The sequence below is a fragment of the Porphyromonas somerae genome, assembly GCF_022845615.1.
In the GTDB taxonomy this organism is placed as follows: Bacteria; Bacteroidota; Bacteroidia; order Bacteroidales; family Porphyromonadaceae; genus Porphyromonas_A; species Porphyromonas_A somerae.
The window spans coordinates 2,527,920-2,544,736 of the sequence record NZ_AP025559.1 but is presented as its reverse complement, the minus strand read 5'-3'; the positions used below and the strand labels follow the sequence as shown (position 1 = coordinate 2,544,736).

At 50.9% G+C, this 16,817-nt stretch carries 12 protein-coding genes and 1 tRNA gene; 8 read left to right on the top strand and 5 right to left on the bottom strand.

The window, feature by feature from the left end:
• The first annotated feature begins 158 nt into the window (after positions 1-158).
• From MWL85_RS10700 to MWL85_RS10690, 3 genes are all read left to right on the top strand, one after another.
• A tRNA-His gene (locus tag MWL85_RS10700) sits at positions 159-231 on the top strand.
• A 277-nt stretch (positions 232-508) separates the two neighbouring features.
• Complete coding sequence (locus tag MWL85_RS10695; protein WP_026161764.1) at positions 509-1,291, top strand: polysaccharide biosynthesis/export family protein; 783 nt, start codon at positions 509-511, stop codon at positions 1,289-1,291.
• Positions 1,292-1,311: 20 nt separating this feature from the next.
• Positions 1,312-3,765 (top strand): polysaccharide biosynthesis tyrosine autokinase, encoded by a 2,454-nt coding sequence (locus MWL85_RS10690; RefSeq protein WP_018028624.1) that lies wholly within the window; start codon positions 1,312-1,314, stop codon positions 3,763-3,765.
• A 424-nt stretch (positions 3,766-4,189) separates the two neighbouring features.
• Here the strand turns inward: MWL85_RS10690 and MWL85_RS10685 are convergent, their stop codons facing one another.
• The 5 genes from MWL85_RS10685 to MWL85_RS10665 form a co-directional block, all read right to left on the bottom strand.
• Positions 4,190-9,112 (bottom strand): alpha-2-macroglobulin family protein, encoded by a 4,923-nt coding sequence (locus MWL85_RS10685; RefSeq protein WP_244400702.1) that lies wholly within the window; start codon positions 9,110-9,112, stop codon positions 4,190-4,192.
• Positions 9,109-9,945: a tetratricopeptide repeat protein gene (locus tag MWL85_RS10680; RefSeq protein ID WP_244400701.1), complete on the bottom strand. Its 837-nt coding sequence runs from the start codon at positions 9,943-9,945 to the stop codon at positions 9,109-9,111. The genes MWL85_RS10685 and MWL85_RS10680 overlap by 4 nt, the downstream gene beginning before the upstream one ends.
• Positions 9,946-10,002: 57 nt before the next feature.
• On the bottom strand, positions 10,003-10,959 hold the full coding sequence (gene rsgA, locus MWL85_RS10675; protein ID WP_244400700.1) for a ribosome small subunit-dependent GTPase A: 957 nt from the start codon (positions 10,957-10,959) through the stop codon (positions 10,003-10,005).
• 10 nt (positions 10,960-10,969) lie between these two features.
• Positions 10,970-11,488, bottom strand: a complete 519-nt coding sequence (gene frr, locus MWL85_RS10670) for a ribosome recycling factor (RefSeq protein ID WP_371440868.1) — start codon at positions 11,486-11,488, stop codon at positions 10,970-10,972.
• Positions 11,489-11,898: 410 nt separating this feature from the next.
• On the bottom strand, positions 11,899-12,267 hold the full coding sequence (locus MWL85_RS10665) for a DUF488 domain-containing protein (RefSeq protein WP_244400699.1): 369 nt from the start codon (positions 12,265-12,267) through the stop codon (positions 11,899-11,901).
• A gap of 294 nt (positions 12,268-12,561) precedes the next feature.
• On the opposite strand from MWL85_RS10665, the gene MWL85_RS10660 reads away from it, so the two are divergent.
• The 5 genes from MWL85_RS10660 to MWL85_RS10640 all read left to right on the top strand — a co-directional run bounded on the left by MWL85_RS10660 (position 12,562) and on the right by MWL85_RS10640 (position 16,705).
• Positions 12,562-13,800: a DUF438 domain-containing protein gene (locus MWL85_RS10660; RefSeq protein ID WP_244400698.1), complete on the top strand. Its 1,239-nt coding sequence runs from the start codon at positions 12,562-12,564 to the stop codon at positions 13,798-13,800.
• Positions 13,793-14,050 (top strand): DUF1858 domain-containing protein, encoded by a 258-nt coding sequence (locus MWL85_RS10655; RefSeq protein WP_018028617.1) that lies wholly within the window; start codon positions 13,793-13,795, stop codon positions 14,048-14,050. Before MWL85_RS10660 ends, MWL85_RS10655 begins: the two co-directional genes overlap by 8 nt.
• A gap of 266 nt (positions 14,051-14,316) precedes the next feature.
• Entirely contained in the window at positions 14,317-14,751 is a 435-nt protein-coding gene (locus MWL85_RS10650) for a FeoB-associated Cys-rich membrane protein (protein ID WP_244400697.1), read from the top strand.
• A 3-nt stretch (positions 14,752-14,754) separates the two neighbouring features.
• Positions 14,755-15,561, top strand: a complete 807-nt coding sequence (locus MWL85_RS10645) for a metal ABC transporter permease (protein ID WP_244400696.1) — start codon at positions 14,755-14,757, stop codon at positions 15,559-15,561.
• Between the two features lies 1 nt (position 15,562).
• On the top strand, positions 15,563-16,705 hold the full coding sequence (locus MWL85_RS10640; RefSeq protein ID WP_244400695.1) for a hypothetical protein: 1,143 nt from the start codon (positions 15,563-15,565) through the stop codon (positions 16,703-16,705).
• Positions 16,706-16,817 lie beyond the last annotated feature (112 nt).

Sequence of the window (16,817 nt, the reverse complement as noted above, 5' to 3'; positions counted from 1 at the left end):
CATTAGAAGAGGTCCTTACCCCACAGACACTCCCATTGATGCCACACGTCAAGAGAAACCAAATGCGGAACCACTGATTTTTTTAGGGAGGTTTCTTTTGGATTATAGAAATATTATGTATCTTTGTCCACGCGATTAGAATTATCTAGTCGGACATGGTGGACGTAGCTCAGCTGGTAGAGCCCTGGATTGTGGTTCCAGTTGTCGCGGGTTCGATCCCCGTCGTTCACCCTAAATAAAGTAGGCGGAAGGCTAATTAGCTTTCCGCCTACTCTTTTTTATATTGCCACACTTTAGAGACCGCCTTCGTGCAACAGTCTCATATAGGTTTTTGAGGGTAATGGAGAAAGGATCTCGCAGAGGCCCGCCCTATAAACACTCAGATAAATGCAACACGATACGACGCTCTAAAGCGTAACCCCCACTCAAGGATACCCGTATATCACTTATTATTGTTACTTTTGCATATGGTGTGTTGTATTCAAACTCAAATTTAATAATGAACGATATGAGACTGCATTCGACCCTTCTATCGGCACTGCTCCTATTATTACTGGCTAGCTGTGCCAGCACCAAGGATGTTGCCTATCTACAATATGCGGAGAATAAGATGCAAACGGAAGCCCGTGCCCTCCAAGATGCTACCATCAAACCAAAGGATATCCTCACGGTCAATATCCAAGCTTCCAAGCCCGAGTTGGTGGCAAGCTTCAATGGGATTTACTGGAACCCTCAGCAGCAGTATTCTAGCGTGCAAAATGGAATACGCACCTTTTTGGTGGATAATTCTGGCGAGGTCGACCTACCAGTGCTAGGGCTCACGAAGCTCGGTGGTCTCACCCTAAGGGAGGCGGAGGAGGTGGTCAAAAAGGCACTAACAACCTATCTCAATGAGGTGCCCAGCGTCAATGTCCAGATCCAAAACTACCGCTACTCAGTGCTCGGTGAAGTGCACAAGCCAGGGGCATTTGTTTCGGCCAATGGCAAGGTAAATCTCTTCGAGGCACTCGCCAATGCGGGAGACCTTACTATATATGGTATACGAGATCAGGTGAAGATACTTCGGGAGAATAAAGATGGCTCCACCACCTTGGTGAGTGTCAATCTGATGGATCCCAACATCATCAATTCGCCCTACTACTACCTACAGCAGGGAGATGTAGTCTACGTGATGCCCAATAATGCCATAGCCTCATCGTCCAACATCAGCTCGGGCACCACTGTATGGATCAGCATCTCTTCGATTGCACTTACAGTAGCCAACCTTCTAGTCACCATATTAAGACGATAAGCAGAAATCGATCATAGCTTATGACTCAAATAAATAACAACCCTAACCCACAGCAGCCCACCCATATCCCCGCGGCGCCCGAGATGAGCCCATCACAGGCAATGGGAAATGAAGAAGAGGTGGATATTCTAAGCATCCTAATAGACTACTTTAGGTATTGGCCCATCTACCTCATTGCACTGGTGCTTTGCCTGCTCCTCGGCTGGCTATTTATCAAAAGTAGCAGCCCACAGTATCCCGTTAAGGCCTCGGTGCTATTCCTAGAGCAAAAAGATAAAAGTAGCCCACAGATACAGGGACTCGACTTTGCCGAGCTAGGCATGGGGGTAAAGAATGTCAATGTAGATAACGAGCTAGAGATACTCGGTTCGCGTGAGATCCTTCAAAAGACCATAGAGGAGAGCCAGCAGTATGTAGAGGTGACCAGTCGAAAGGGGCTCACCACTACAGTATGGGATAGCGAGCTCCCCTTTGAGATATCCATGGACCCCGTAGGGCTAAGTAAAATAGGTGCCCCCATTACGCTCACCATAGAGTCGATTAGCGACAAGGGGTACAAGATCTCTTCAGACTATGTCAAGGGCGAAGCCATAGTCATCGACTCCCTACCAGCCACCTTTGTATTGGGCGAAGGCATCGCCTCCATCACCAAGCGGGAGAGCTACAAGGAGGGGAAAATGGAGCTCCCCAGCAGCTTTGATGTCACCATACAATCACCACAAAAGCTCGCCATCTACTATGCCGAGAAGGGCGGGCTCACAGTGGATAGAGCCAATAAGCAAGGCTCTGTGGCAGTCTTGGGGATTACCGCCAAGAATAGAGCCAAGGGCGAGCGCTTTCTCTCCAAACTCATTGAGGTATACAATAGGGAGCGGGCGATCGATAAAAATGCTACCGCACAGCGCACCTACGACTTCATCAATGAGCGAATCAACCTCATCGGTGAGGAGCTCAATGCCACGGAGAAAAAACTAGAGGAGGTAAAGAAGAGCCAAGGTGTCACCAGCTACCAAGACCTCGGCGTAGTCGTCTCCTCCACCGCTATGATCGATCAAAAGCGGGCAGAGGCAGAGACGCAGCTGAAGCTGGTCGCTTTCCTTATCAATGACCTAAAGGCAAAGGAGGGGAAGTATGAAATCATACCTGGTAGCCTAGGGTTTACCGACGGTACCCTACAAACCGCCGTGGAGATATACAATCAAATGGTCTTTGAGCGAGACGGTCTGCTAGAGGCTGCCAATAAAGACCACCCCAAGGTAAAGAGCCTCACCGAAAACCTCAATGTAGCACGAACCAATATCTTAGAGGCCGCCGATGTGGCAAAGCAAGGGCTTCAGATACAGCTGAATGGTCTGAAGGGAATGGAGCAACGCTACAGCTCTCGCATCTCGCAAGCTCCTACCTTTGAGCGCATCAGCACAGATATCGAGCGTCAGCGATCTATCCGCTCCAATCTCTACCTGATGCTACTCACCCGCCGGGAAGAGACCTCCATTGAGCTCGCCTCATCACTTGAGAGTGCCAAGGTAGTGGATAATGCACTTGCCGCCACTAAGCCTTCGAGCCCCAAAAAGCCAATCATTTATTTGGCCAGCCTATTACTCGGCTTGATATTGCCAACGATAGCGATCTACCTCTGGAAGCTCACTCAAACCAAGATTCGCACAGAAGAGGATCTCAAAAAGCTCACCAACCTACCGATTGCCGGAGGAATACCTCAGCAAAAATCAGCCTCAGGAGAGGGCGATCTTCCCGAGCTATTGGTGCAGCTAGAGGGTAATAGTGTAGCCACAGAGGCCTTTAGAAATATCCGTACCAACCTCAGCTTCCTCACTCAGAATAAGCGACCATTGGTACTGATGTGTACCTCCACCGTGAGTGGAGAGGGAAAGACCTTTGTAGTCAGCAACCTAGCCATCTCGCTCTCAGCACTTCAGTATAAAGTGCTACTCGTGGGGCTAGATATCCGTAACCCTCAGCTGAAGCGTACCTTTGGGATCAAGAATGCATCTCTAGGCGGAATGACCGACCTACTCAATGATACCTCAACAGATCCAATACACTTCATACAGCACCTAGAGGAGTACCCCAACCTAGATATCATCAATGCCGGTGCTATCCCACCCAACCCTACCGAGCTACTCGCTAGGCCTAGGCTAGAGGAGGTATTCGAGACCTTCCGGAAGCACTACGACTATATCCTAGTTGACTCCGCCCCTGTTGGGCCAGTAGTAGATAGCTTGGTACTCAGTCGCGTAGTGGATCACACACTCTATGTACTGCGATCCGATAAGACCAATAAGCGCGATGTGGAGTATATCAATTACCTCGCCGACCACCAGAAACTATCCAGCATGAGCCTAATACTCAACGACATCAACACCAATAACTCCATCTTTGTCAAGAGCTACGGTTATGGATACGGATATGGCTACGGATACGGATATGGCCATAAGGACGACAACCACGAGTAGTCATCAAACCTTATCACCCATCAAAAAGGACCTCCCCACCGAGGTCCTTTTTTGTACCTTCCCCTTCCAATTTGTCCGATCCTTAACCCTCCCGTAGCAGAGCAAAAGTGGAGTTGCAACTAAGCGATCGGCGAGATGCAACTAAGCAATTGCCGAGATGCAACAAAGCAATTGCTTAGTTGCATCTCAGTTTTCGCCTTTCTAACCATCTGATTTATAGCAAGATATAAAAGCGTTTTTCAACTTGTCCGATAAGTAGCTCCACAGCACCCGACAGGGTGCCATTCAGCTAACCCCCAGTCAAGACTCGCCCTCCCCCAGAGCCAAACACTGGCGGGTTACGAGGGGTCCAAAACCAACGACCCTTGTGATTGCAGGGGTGCAGCCACAAGGGTCGTTTACCATATATATATGTGTTGGGATGTTATCTCGCCACTTCGAGAGAGCCGCCGGAGGAGTTACCAGCATACTCGGGGGCGTAGTAGCTCTGGATCTGGGCGGGGCCGTAGGTGAAGTGACCGCTCTGGGTAGCGACCGCTTCAAGCTCTATCTGATGGCGTCCGCGTGGTAGGTAGTCGATGTATAGTCGATCGTGATTGTCGCGACGACTATAGTCGAACCAAAGGCGATCAGCCAATCGGAAGCCTTCAAAGTCGTAGCCCATCTCCGCCGCAGCTGGGCGTGGGTCTTGTATGGTGACCAGACTGAGGTCTTGCTTTGCCTCAAGGAGGTAGCGGACTATCAGCTTATCGCCCTTCTGCACGTTGGTAGCTAGGGTAAAGCTTTCTTTCCCGTTGCTATCGACCTTGCGGACGTAGAGCTGTTTCTCAATCGTCAGCTGCTTACCCGTTGGGGTGGCCTTAGCACTCGGTTCGGTCACGAGATAGGAGAGGGCACCAAAGATATAATCGCTCTGAATACCACTCCAGGTGAGCGTGAGCGCCCCCTCCTTGGCGGGGTACCGCACTGCTAGGGTGCCGGTCACTCGCTCCGTAGGCGAAAGCTGGTAGCGCTCGCCATTGATGGTGAGTGTGGCACGGTCGCTAATGGTGGTGGGGGTCACCTTATCAAGAATCAGCTGTGCCACCCGTACGATCGCTTGGTCATACCAAATGGCATTTTGCTTCACCTGCAAGGCAAACTTCACCACCTCTTGGCTCACCTCTGGCTCATCTTGATTGAGGAAGAGCATGAGGGTGAGCTTCTCATCGTCATTAAAGGTGTAGCCACTGCGTTCCTTGATAAACTGACGCACCTGGGCGTAGACCTCGGGTTGGTCATAGATCCGGCTGTACTCCGCAAATCGTAGCATCGTGCTATTGCTAGCAGATTGATAGCCCTTTCGGAGAGCATCCACTTGCTTTTTCATCGGTTCGCCAAAGTCGGGCAGTGGGTAGCTATATTGGTGCGCAACAAGTGCAAAGGCGACGAAGTCCGCGTAGTAGTTACCCTCCTTCTGTAGCTCTTTAGCCAAGTAAGGAAGAGCGGCCTGTAGGCTCTTTTGTAGCTCCGGATTGGTCACCTCCAAGCCTCCCAATTGCTCTAGTATATAATGGGTGAGCCAAGGAGAAGCGTGCAACGTCTTGAGGCTATAGCGGAAGCCTCCGCCCGCGACGGCGTGGCTCTGAATGCTCTTCTCTATCTGAGCTAATCGCTCTGTAAGTGCCTTTTCATTGGTGATGAATTGGTAGAAGCTGGCTAAGGTCTGAGGGTCGGCTATTCGGTCGCTCCAGTGTGCTGGCTTCTCTTTAATCAAGCTCAGCTCCTTCGCCTCCTTCTGTAGACGCACTGCCAGCTTGGGATTGGACTTGAGGTAACTATGAAGACGGCTGTAGACGCTATAGAAGTGGAGCTCTCCGAAGAGTGAAAGGTCACTCTCGATACTCTCTCTGTGGCTAATGGCCAATTTGCTTAGAAGCAACTGGATAGGATCTAAGTAAAGCTGGAGCATCAGGTCACTGCTGGCGAGCTCTTGCTTTGGTGGGGTAAGGGTCACTTGCGACTCCTTGTAGAGTGAAATAGGGAGCGCCACCGTGTAGGTGGAGAGGTTGCTGATCAGCGGAATCACCCGCTCTAGTCCGTCACTCAGGTCGCCCAAAGTGACTTTCGCCTGTAATTGGAGCTCTGTTGCTTGTGGAGCGGTGATGCTAAAGGGGACGCTAACCGTTTCGTGGGCTGGCACCTCAATTGTTCCCACTGCCAATAGTGCAGCACCAGAGGTAATCACATAAGTGGGAGTGTAGCTTTGGTCACTGGTATTTCGTATCTGAGCGGAGCCATCGAGGCGGTCGCCCCAAACGAGGTAACGTGGGGTGGAAAGCTCTATGCTGAGTGGCGAGTAGACCTCTAAGGTGGTATCCTCCAAGATCTCTTCGGTGAGGTTGTCGTTAAAGGCATAGAGGTAAGCAACATACTTAGTCTGCGTGTCGGGGGCTTTGAACTTCAGAAGTAGCTCACCCTCTTGATCGGTCTCAAGGAGTGCCGAGAAGTAGGCTGTCTCGGCAAAGTTGGTGCGGAGAGCCGGCTCCTCAGGTGCTTCAGTAACCACCACTTCATCTAGGGCTGCCTGCTTACTCATCTCCATTGGTGCCACTTCGGTTACCGCCATCAGACGGAGTGGAGCCCGAGCCCCATAGAGGGCTCCCTCCAAGTTATTCTCGAGCATTACTCCACTCTCAATAGAAATCCATGGCATAGCCCCTATACTCAAAGCAGCATCATTGACTGCTTTATCATAAACAGTGGCAAAGACCGGAGTGCTGGCGAGCGGTTGTCCCGACTTACCAATCACCTTGATCCGTTTTTCCACCTCACTACCTGGGCGAATGCTTTCATCGAAAGCAAAGCCTTCGAGCTTCGCCTTCTCCTTTGCGACCTCCTCCTTTGGTAGGTCCAATCGCTTTACCCTCGTCTCCATATTACGGAGCGACTGTAGCATCACTCTTTCGGCACCCACTTGTGGTAGCGTGTGCTTGTAAAGCGTGCCAGCTACCACCTGGATGTACTCCTTGTAGATAGTCTTGTTGTAGATAGTCTTGTCCTTTTTTTCAAGAGAAAGGATGATGAGCTGATCGTTGCTCGAACCAAAGAGAAGTGCCCCATCGGGAAGGAACTCAGCCCAAATTGGGTACTTATCGTGTAGCTGAGTATCGCTGGAACTATAGAAATAGTACTTTTGGTAGGATTCGTCTCGCTGCTCCTCTCCATACCCATCTACCGTGCGGAGCTGTAGGTGGTAGCCACCGCTAGGGAGGTTAGGAAGGGAGAACTGTTGCTCGCCATTCACTGGGAGGTTGCCTAGCGAAATGGTATCCTGCTCATTCACCAAGTAGGCAGAGATAACGCGGTCGGAGATATCCCCGAGCAACCGATGATTATAGGGCTGGAGGGTAGTAGAGAGCGTGAATTGCTCCTTATAAATAGAGGTGTCCTCATCGGTAAGGGACTCCGCAACCAGGGGCATATCGGTATCGAGTAGCTCTAGGTGACGAGAGGTGCGTGCGGTATTGCCGAAAGCGTCTGAGGCAGATAGCTCAATCCTATCTCCATACTCATCCTCTTCCTCAGGCAGTGCTGGCGTGGTGATGACGAAGTGACCATCGGCACCCGAAGTCACCTTTATCCGTTTATCACCTCCATAGAGAAGCTCCACGGTAGCTGGCGTAGGTAGCCCATTGAGGTCGGTCGTTTGCCCATAGAACTTCATCGGATGGCCATAGAGGTAACCAGTGGGGATACTATCTATAGAGACCTGGAGGTAACTACGCTTGTAGTCCTGCACCTCTAACTCCTTATTGCCCCACTTAGAGGTGAGCTGGAAGTTGGAGAGATCCTGATCCTCTGGTAGGGTGAAGGTAAGCTCCGCCACACCGTGCTGGTTGGTGGTCACCTTCTTTGTCTCGAGGGTAACCAAGTCGAAGTTGTGGTAGGCTTGGAGCTTAATCGTCAGAGGCTCAAAGGGCAAAACGTGTCGGTCATCACCTTTGTTGTACTTAGCGGTGACGGTGCCCACCTTAACCTCCTGCCCACGACGGTAGATAGGGCGGTCGGTGTAGAATCGTGTAATCTTTATCTCTCTCTGTTTTTGAGCTCTTGGTAGTTCATTAATATAGATTTCCTCCTCACGCATCAGCCGTGGATCCTTCACCACTGCCCAGTAATAATTTGTTTTGCTCTGGAGTAAAGCTCGTCCTTCACTATCGGTCGCCATCGTGGCAAATACCTTGCGATCTCCATCCATTAGATCAATCCGTACGTTGGGCACAGGGGCACCAGTAGCACGGTCCAGCACCTCTATCTGCTTGCAATAATTCTCCAGATTGTAAGTATAGACCTTCAGAAGTTCGTAGGTGAAATAGGTGCGGTATTGCTCCTCCTCAAGAGAATAAGCGTAGAGAGCCGGCTTTGAGAGCTGGTCGGTGAAGGTCTTACGGACAATCCCCTTAGGGAGCTCACCAATGGTGATACCTCCACTCCTCTGTAACTTATTCGGCTTTGATAGAATACCAAAAACCTTGATACGCACCTCGCCAGTAGCGGTATTGACCACCTCGGGTCGGATCGCAACCAAGCGGTCACCTAGATACTCCTGATAGATTTGCTCGGCTTCCGACTCGTAGGCACTCCCCTTGAGCTGAGTGAGCAGCCGCTCTCCCTCCTTTTCAAAAGGAACCACCATAGTAGCCCACTGCTCATCTAGCTCGGTGGCGTGGTCATCCGAAAGCTTTATCTCCAGCTCCCTTAGTTCGTGTATCAATCGGTAGCGAAGGAGCCACATATCTATCAAATGCCCCTCATCGGTCTCGGCAAAGCGTGGGCGGTACTCCTTGAGCTTCACCTCATCAAGTTGGAGATTGAAATACCGCACTATCTGCAATGCCTCTGGGTAGAACTCCTTCTGCAGAGCTACCTCTAGCTCACTCGTGAGCAAAGGCTTTAGCTCCTTGTCACTAGAGACAAACTGATGGAGTATCTCCAGTAGATTGTAGTATTGGTTTTTAGAGGAATCGAGATAAAAGCCCCACCGCTCTACACGCTGCTGACGGCTAAGCTCTTCGCTAGGAAGTAGCCGAAGGAGCTCTCTCTGATGGAGCAACTGGGTGAGCAACTTCCGGCTCTCCTCCCTCGTCTTCTCGGGACTCCAAAGGAGGGTGTCGGTAGAGGCGTCATTGGAGCTATCGTACTCCGTCAGCGCACGCCCATAATTGGTGTATAGCCTATTGAGGGCTCGTACCTCAGCGGTAATATTTATCTCAGTCGGTTTCATTGTCTTCTCTATCTTGCCCCACGCTGCGATGGCACTAACGAGTAGTGCGGGGATCAGTAACCACTTAATTAATCTCTTCATTGTCTTACCTTTTTAATTTCATCGTCCGTAGCACCAAGTGCCTTTGCTCGATCAAAGTCGGCCTCTGCCTCCTTCTTCTCTCCATACTTGCTCCAGATCGCTCCTCGCAAGAGGTAATCCTCCTTTGTCGGTACCTTCAGCTCCTGTATCACGTGCCGCACCCTATCGAGGGCCTCCGCCTTGCGGTCTTGCTCCAATAGCATCCAGCCCAATGCTCGGTAAGCGTTGGGAATCTTGGGAAATTTATCTATCAGGTGCGTCAGTAGCTTCTCCGCCGAAAGCGGGTCACCAGATAGCTGATACTCCTTGGCGAGTGCTATGCGAGGGAGATAGGCCTCGGGATTGAGCTTTAGTATCTGTTCCAGGTCGTGGATAGCACCATTGTGAAGCCCTAACTCGGAGCGAACCCTCGCTCTATTATATAAAGGGATCTCCCACTCCGGCTTCTGCTGGATGAGTTGGTCGAGGTCGAGGAGGGCATCTTGATACCGTGCCACTCCTTCGTACAACTCAGCACGGCGAGAGCGGAGCTGCGTCACCTCGGGCTGTAGCCGAAGGGCCTCTGTGAGTTCGGAAATAGCGGATAAGGTGTCTTGCCTTGCCACAAGTAGTTCGGCAAGATTGCCGTGGAGCACAAAGTTGCTCTCCATATCGGGATAGCGTGTGAGTGCTTCACGGAGCACCAGTTCTGCACTATCGGGCTTCTGAGCCTCGTAGTAATCGTAGTAGCGCATCACCAGTGTCTCATAGCTATCGCCCTTTGTCGGCTGCTGTGCCACAGCTCCAAGATAGGAGCAGGCAAGGGCCAGTAAACTCCAAATATACTTATTCATAACTCTTAGACGTGACTATTTGGAGAAGGTTTGTTTGGAAGAGGAGTTTATACCCCTTTACAGACGGTACTTCCCTTCATCCTCATCCTGCAAGATACTGAGGTAGCTCTTGTATCTAGAGCGTGCGATGGTGCCTCTGTTGAGCCCCTCACAGACGGCACACTTAGGTTCGTGCGTGTGGGTGCAATTGTGGAAATGGCACTGCTTCCCCAGCTCAAAGATCTCTCGGAAGTAGTGGCTCACCCCTTCGCGCTCAAACTCTATCGTGCCAAATCCCTTGATGCCAGGAGTATCAATGAGATAGGTATCGGGCTCAGTACCATAGGGGATCATCTCGGAGAAGGTGGTGGTGTGCACCCCCATATTGTGTGCCTCGGAGATATCCTGAGTGCGGAGATTGGCCCCAGGCACAAGGGCATTGATAAAGGTAGACTTCCCCACTCCCGAGTGCCCACTAAGCAGAGTAATGCCTGTGGAGATATACTCCTTCAGTGACTCCATTCCTTGCCCATGCTTCGCCGATATCTTGAAACAGCGGTAGCCCAAGCCCTCGTAGAGCCTCATCAGCTCATTGAGCTTACGCTCTTCGTGGTCATTGTAGCGATCCGCTTTATTAAAGACAAGGGCTGCCTCCACCCGATACGCCTCGGCTGTAGCTAAAAACCGATCAATGAATGTAGTGGAGGTAACTGGATAATTGACCGTAACCAAAAGGAGGGCTCGGCTGAGGTTGGCACCTAATATATGTGCTTGCTTGGAGAGGTTGGAGGAGCGACGGATAATGTAATTGGTACGCGGATGAATCTTAGTGATCCACCCCATATGCTCTTGCCCCTTCGCCTCTTCCATTGTTTCGGGTAGCTCAAAGTCAACAACATCACCCACCGCCACAGGGTTGGTGGTCTGGATATCATTCACCTTGAAACTCCCCTTCAGCTTGCAGCTATAGCTCTCATCGTCTGCCATCTTTACTTGGTACAGACTCCCTCTATTTTGGATAACTAAGCCGGTCATGGCATCGTAGTTATACGGTCATTATCTCCTTCTCCTTAGCGGCAAAGAGTTGATCAATCTTCTTGATAAAGTCGTCGTGCATCTTCTGGATATCACCCTCAGCAGACTTAGAGACATCCTCAGGCATGCCATCCTTCACCTGCTTCTTGAGCGTATCAATCGCATCACGGCGAGCGTTGCGTACACTCACCTTGGCCTGCTCCGCCTCACCCTTCACTTGCTTTGCCAGGTCGCGACGACGCTCCTCGGTGAGTGGTGGCATTCCAATTCGGATCAAGTCGCCATTATTCTCAGGCATAATGCCAAGGTCAGAATCAATGATCGCCTTCTCAATATCACGGATGATATTCTTCTCCCAAGGGGTGATGATAATCGTCTTCGCATCTGGCACCGATACATTCGCCACATTATTGAGTGGGGTAGGATTGCCATAATAATTGACACGGATATCATCAAGCAATTTGGGATTCGCTTTGCCGGCACGTATCTTAGCCAATTTGTCATCTAGGAAGTCGATGGTCTCGCTCATCGCCTTTTTGGTCTCTTTCAGGATAGTAGCTACATCTTTCATAAACTGTCAGTATTGAATTTGGTTGGATAGTCTATATAATTCATTACAAAGATAGAGAATTATCCCCATAAGTACAAAGGGTTCACCGCAAAATAGCACGGATAACGCTTAAATAAGCACTTGCCCAGACACGTTTAGCTCCTTTCAGACGGGGCTGAAGGACCTCGGAGAGGTCCGATTTGTCGTAGCCCCAGAGTCGGAGGGCATAGCCCGAACGACCGGGGGTAAAGCAACGCCAACAAACATACACGACCCCTTGCGGGTCGGACAACTTCATCTAGCATTTATTCAAAAAACGCGAAGACCTTCCATTGGTTGTCCAATCCCTCAGCCGGGGTCGTAAGGCCATTTTGCACCTCTTTATACACTTACTGGTGTATATGTTCTTCCAACCACTCTTTCAAAACAACAGCATGATTGCATTTCTCGCTTTTTGCACCATACAGAAGGGTCACGTTATGATCTTGCAACTTCTGCACACACAAATCTTTAAACTCTTGTGATGCCGAGTTCTCTGACAATTCCTGTCTGTATCTCTTTTTAAACTCATCATATTTTTCAGGAGTATGGGAAAACCATCTTCGAAGTCCATCTGATGGTGAGATCTCCTTAGCCCATAAATCAATTTTAGCATTTTCCTTTTTCATCCCTCGCGGCCATAGTTTGTCCACAAGAATGCGAAACCCATCTGTTTCAACTGGAGTTTCATAGATTCGCTTGTATCTCAATTCATTCATTATGTATTGTCTCCTTTAAGGTGAATTCATTACTCGCGGTTAAAGACAAATGTACGAATAAATCATCATAATATGGTACCACAACCGCACTTCATAGTGACTCTTACATCTCCGCAGATTTCAATCTCTCCCAAGGAAATCGGAAAGCTTCACGAAGCAAACGGAAATTACGGGGGATAAATTTCTTATAATCTGACCAAAATATGTATATTTGCTAGTGGTCAACTAGCCTAAGGGATAGCCATCATGTCTTGGCTAGACTAATATAAATTCACGTTAAACGATCAGTGAAATATGAGCGAATTCTTACATAACACGCCAGATGAGCGCAAGACGATGCTCAAAGAGATACTCCTGCGCTTACATCAAGGAGAGCAGCCCGAAACTCTCAAGCGGCAACTCTCCACACTCCTCCACACTATCCCCTACCAAGAGGTCGTCGCTGTGGAGCAGGAGCTAATAGATCAGGGACTACTATCGACAGATGAGATACAGATCTTTTGCGACCACCACTCAGAGATCCTAGAGGGAGCTATAGATGTGAGTGGAGCCAAAGAGGTGCCTGCGGGGCATCCCATTGACACCTTTAGAGCAGAGAATGTAGCCCTAGGGGAGGTAGTCTCCGAGTACAATGCTTTGGCAAAAGAGATCAAAGGGGAGCATTGCGAGCATCCGCTCTCGGAGCTCTTGCTAAGTCTGAGATCTATCTTCAACCGACTGATGGATGTAGACAAGCACTATCTGCGCAAGGAGTACCTACTCTTCCCATACTTAGAGCAGCATGGAGTGACTGGACCTCCTGTAGTCATGTGGGGCAAGCACGATGAGATTAGGAAGCTACTCAAGAGTGCCATAGCAGTACTCTCTGGAGAGATCTCAGATACGGCATCTCTGAGAGATCACATCGTAGAGACCTTTGACCCTGCAGTGGAGATGCTGGACAGCATGATCACCAAAGAGGAGATGATCCTCTTCCCAATGACACTGGACCTACTGACAGAGGCTGAGTGGTATCACATCTATCAGGAGACACCAGAGTTTGGATACTGCCTATATGACCCGCAGACTGTATGGCAACCAGACGTGGAGGCGGACAACCTGCACTTTCAGTACGAGAGCCATGATGCTATACGGCTCTCCACGGGTGCTTTTAGTGTCGCGGAACTAGAGGCTCTACTCATCCACCTCCCAATTGACATCACCTTTGTGGACAAAGACGATAAGGTACGCTTCTACTCTCACAGCCCCAAGCGAGTCTTCGCTCGCAATAGATCCATCATCGGTAGAGATGTACGTATGTGTCATCCGCCCGAAAGTGTCCATGTCGTAGAGACTATCCTTGCCGACTTCAAGAGTGGTCGCCAGAGCTGTGCTAAGTTTTGGATTGGCAACTTCCGTGGGCGATTTATCTATATAGAGTACACAGCTGTGCGTGACCCCGAGGGTAACTATCTAGGGGTCGTTGAGTGCTCTCAAGATATTACTGAGCTACGGCAACTAGAAGGCTCTAGGACGCTTCTGAATTATGACTGATACGACACCTCTACTCATCACCCCTGAGACCAAAGTGGGGGCGATGCTAGACCGCTACCCGGAGCTCATCGATACGCTTGTATCGCTCTCGGATCGGTATAGAAATCTGACCAATCCGATACTGCGCAAGACTGTAGCACCTCGTACTCCGCTCAAGCTCGCAGCACAGATGGGCGATGTGGACTTAGCCTTACTGGTTAATACGTTACGACAAGCCGTCGGACAGCCTCCACTTGACCTGCCAAAGTAGGGTTTATAAGTTCGTCTATCTTGGACGAGCTTTAGAAAAAGGAGACTCAATCGCAGCTCAAGGCGGTTGAGTCTCCTCGTGTTTTGCGAGTAGAGGGGTGGGGGTAAAACAACGCCAACAAATAGACACATTTAGCTCCTTTCAGATAGGGCAGAAGGACCTCGGCAGAGGGGTCTTTATCTATAGACCCCCAAACGATGCCAAAAACGGTGGTGTCTCGCCTTGGAAAAATATCTGTAACTTTGCACTATATAAATAAAGGAGATATGAATGGAACAATGACATTAGGGGTGGGACTCGTCATAACAATAATAGTAGTGGTTCTCCTCATTGCCTTAGCAGTGCTGGGAATCTACTACCTACGGAAGATGCTCAAAGCCAACGATGGGAAGGTACCACAAGAGCCTTGCCACACACCAGAGCATAGCTGCAGCGGTTGCTGTGGCGGTACAGAATGCTTCCATGCCAAGCTAAAGCAGAAGCCCCACATCGTCTACTTCGAAGATCAGGAGCTAGACCGCTTCCGCCAGCGCAATGGAGAGGACTACACCCCCGGCGAGCTACAAGAGTGGCAAGAGGTACTCCAAACCCTCCGCCCCGAGGAGGTCTCGGCATGGGCAAGGAGCATCCGACTGCGTCGCCTACCGATTCCCAAGACCATTCTCACTCAGCTAGAGCAACAACTCAATAGAGAGGCGTAAACGATGCTAGAACTATTCAACTACAGCTTTTTCACCCACTCTGCCATTGCCGTGCTACTCACTGGGTTGATCACTGGCATCGTGGGCAGCTTTGTAGTAGTCCGCCGAATGGTCTTCATCTCGGGTGGCATCACCCACAGCTCCTTTGCGGGGCTCGGGCTAGGCTTCTTCTTGGGGCAAAACCCACTCCTCTACGCCATTGGAGCCGCTATCCTCAGCGGGCTAGGGGTAGAGTGGCTGAGCCGCAAAGGAGCCGTCCGCGAAGATTCCGCCATTGCCGCCATCTGGTCGCTCGGGATGGCTCTCGGCATCCTCTTCACCTTCCTCACCCCAGGGTATACCCCCAGCCTCAGTAGCTTCCTCTTTGGCAATATCCTACTCGTTACTCCACTAGAGCTTTGGCTACTTGGCATCTATGTAGTCGTCACGGCACTGCTACTCGGCTTCTTTTACTGGCCACTGCTCTACACCTCGTTCGACCCCGAATTTATGCAGATACGCCGTCTGCGCCACCGCTTGTACCAGTACGGCATGATGGTGTGGATCTGTATCGGCATCGTCCTCAGCATCCGCGTGATGGGTATCATGATGGTGATGAGTATGCTCACACTACCACAAATGACCATCAGCCGCTACAGCCATAGCTTCAAGAGGCTCATCATCGGGAGCACCCTCCTCAGCACCGTCACCGTGCTCATCGCCCTCTTTGCTAGCTACTACCTCAATCTCCCCACAGGCGTGCTCTCAGTGATCCTACTCTCCGTGGTCTTTCTACTTTGCAAAGCCCTACCCCGCCCCAAAACTGCCTGAGATGCGTGGTTCCAAAGCCTTCCTCACCCTACTCCTCCTCCCTTGCTTACTGGCGGGCTGCTCCTTACTGAATAGGGCAAAAAGCTACAACCAACACTACTTTCTAAAGCAAGAAGTGGCAGAAATAGAGGCACAATTACTCGCCTCTCCCCCCTCGCTTCGTCCCCCGAAAACCCTCTACCTATACGACGAAAAAGGGGTCTATCAACAGCAACTCACCGACCTCCTTCACCGCCTACCCACTAATGACCCCCTCACCCAAAGAGTGGCACAACTACTCGGTGATGGGCTGGCACTCCTTGAGAGAGCCACCGACACCCTACAGCTGATTAATGCCCACCTACTGATGGACAACCCCACCGAGGCGAGTCGCCTGCTCGCCCTTTGGTCCAATCCTGACCCCGCATCACAAGCAGTCATTGCCCTCGCCCAAGGCGATACCCTCAACACCATTCACCACTTAGAGGAACTCTTGAAACAACCCAAGAGCCCTCTCGCCTACCGTGCCGCCCGATTGTGGCACCACCTCGATGCCTCCGCCCAAGCACCCCTGCACTACCTTTCCCGCAAAAGTCCCTCCCAATGGGAGCGCTTTACCGCCACCGTCGAGCTAGGCGGTAGCCCCACTGGCAATACTGTCGAAGAGCAAGCCTACATCACCTACCGCTCGGCACTACAGCAGCCCGATACCCTCCACCTCCAGAAAGCGACCGAACAACTTCTACAGCTTCCCGAGAGCGAATGGCAGACCGCTGCCCTCCTCACCCTCCGCCCCCTCCTCTACCAGCGAGAGCAGTGGGTTGCAGCCCTCGCTCTACAGCAAGCCCTACCAGCAGAGTATCAGGCCGATTACCCCTACCTCCTCCTCACAGAGTACCAGCAAGAGATCAAGCTACTCCAAAGCTACCGCCAATCCTCCGCCTCCCCCACCTCCACTTCAAACGCCCCAACGACCGCCACTCCGACCACCCCCGCCGATGGCTCCTTCCGCTCAAAGTGGGGCAACGTCGCCAACGTCGATAACTGGGCGATGCAACAATCCACCAGCTTCCACCACCCCTCCGCCACCCTCCCCTTCAAGCCCACCTTCGAACAGTACCAAACCACCCTCCGCCACCTCCACCTCATCCTCCCCCAGCACTAGTATTTTTCACAAATAGCACCTAATCGGACAAGTCGGACAGATCAGACAAGTCGGACGCAGGACGCAGGGCACAGTAGCAAGAAGCCCGAAGGGGTTTTCTTCTAAATAAACA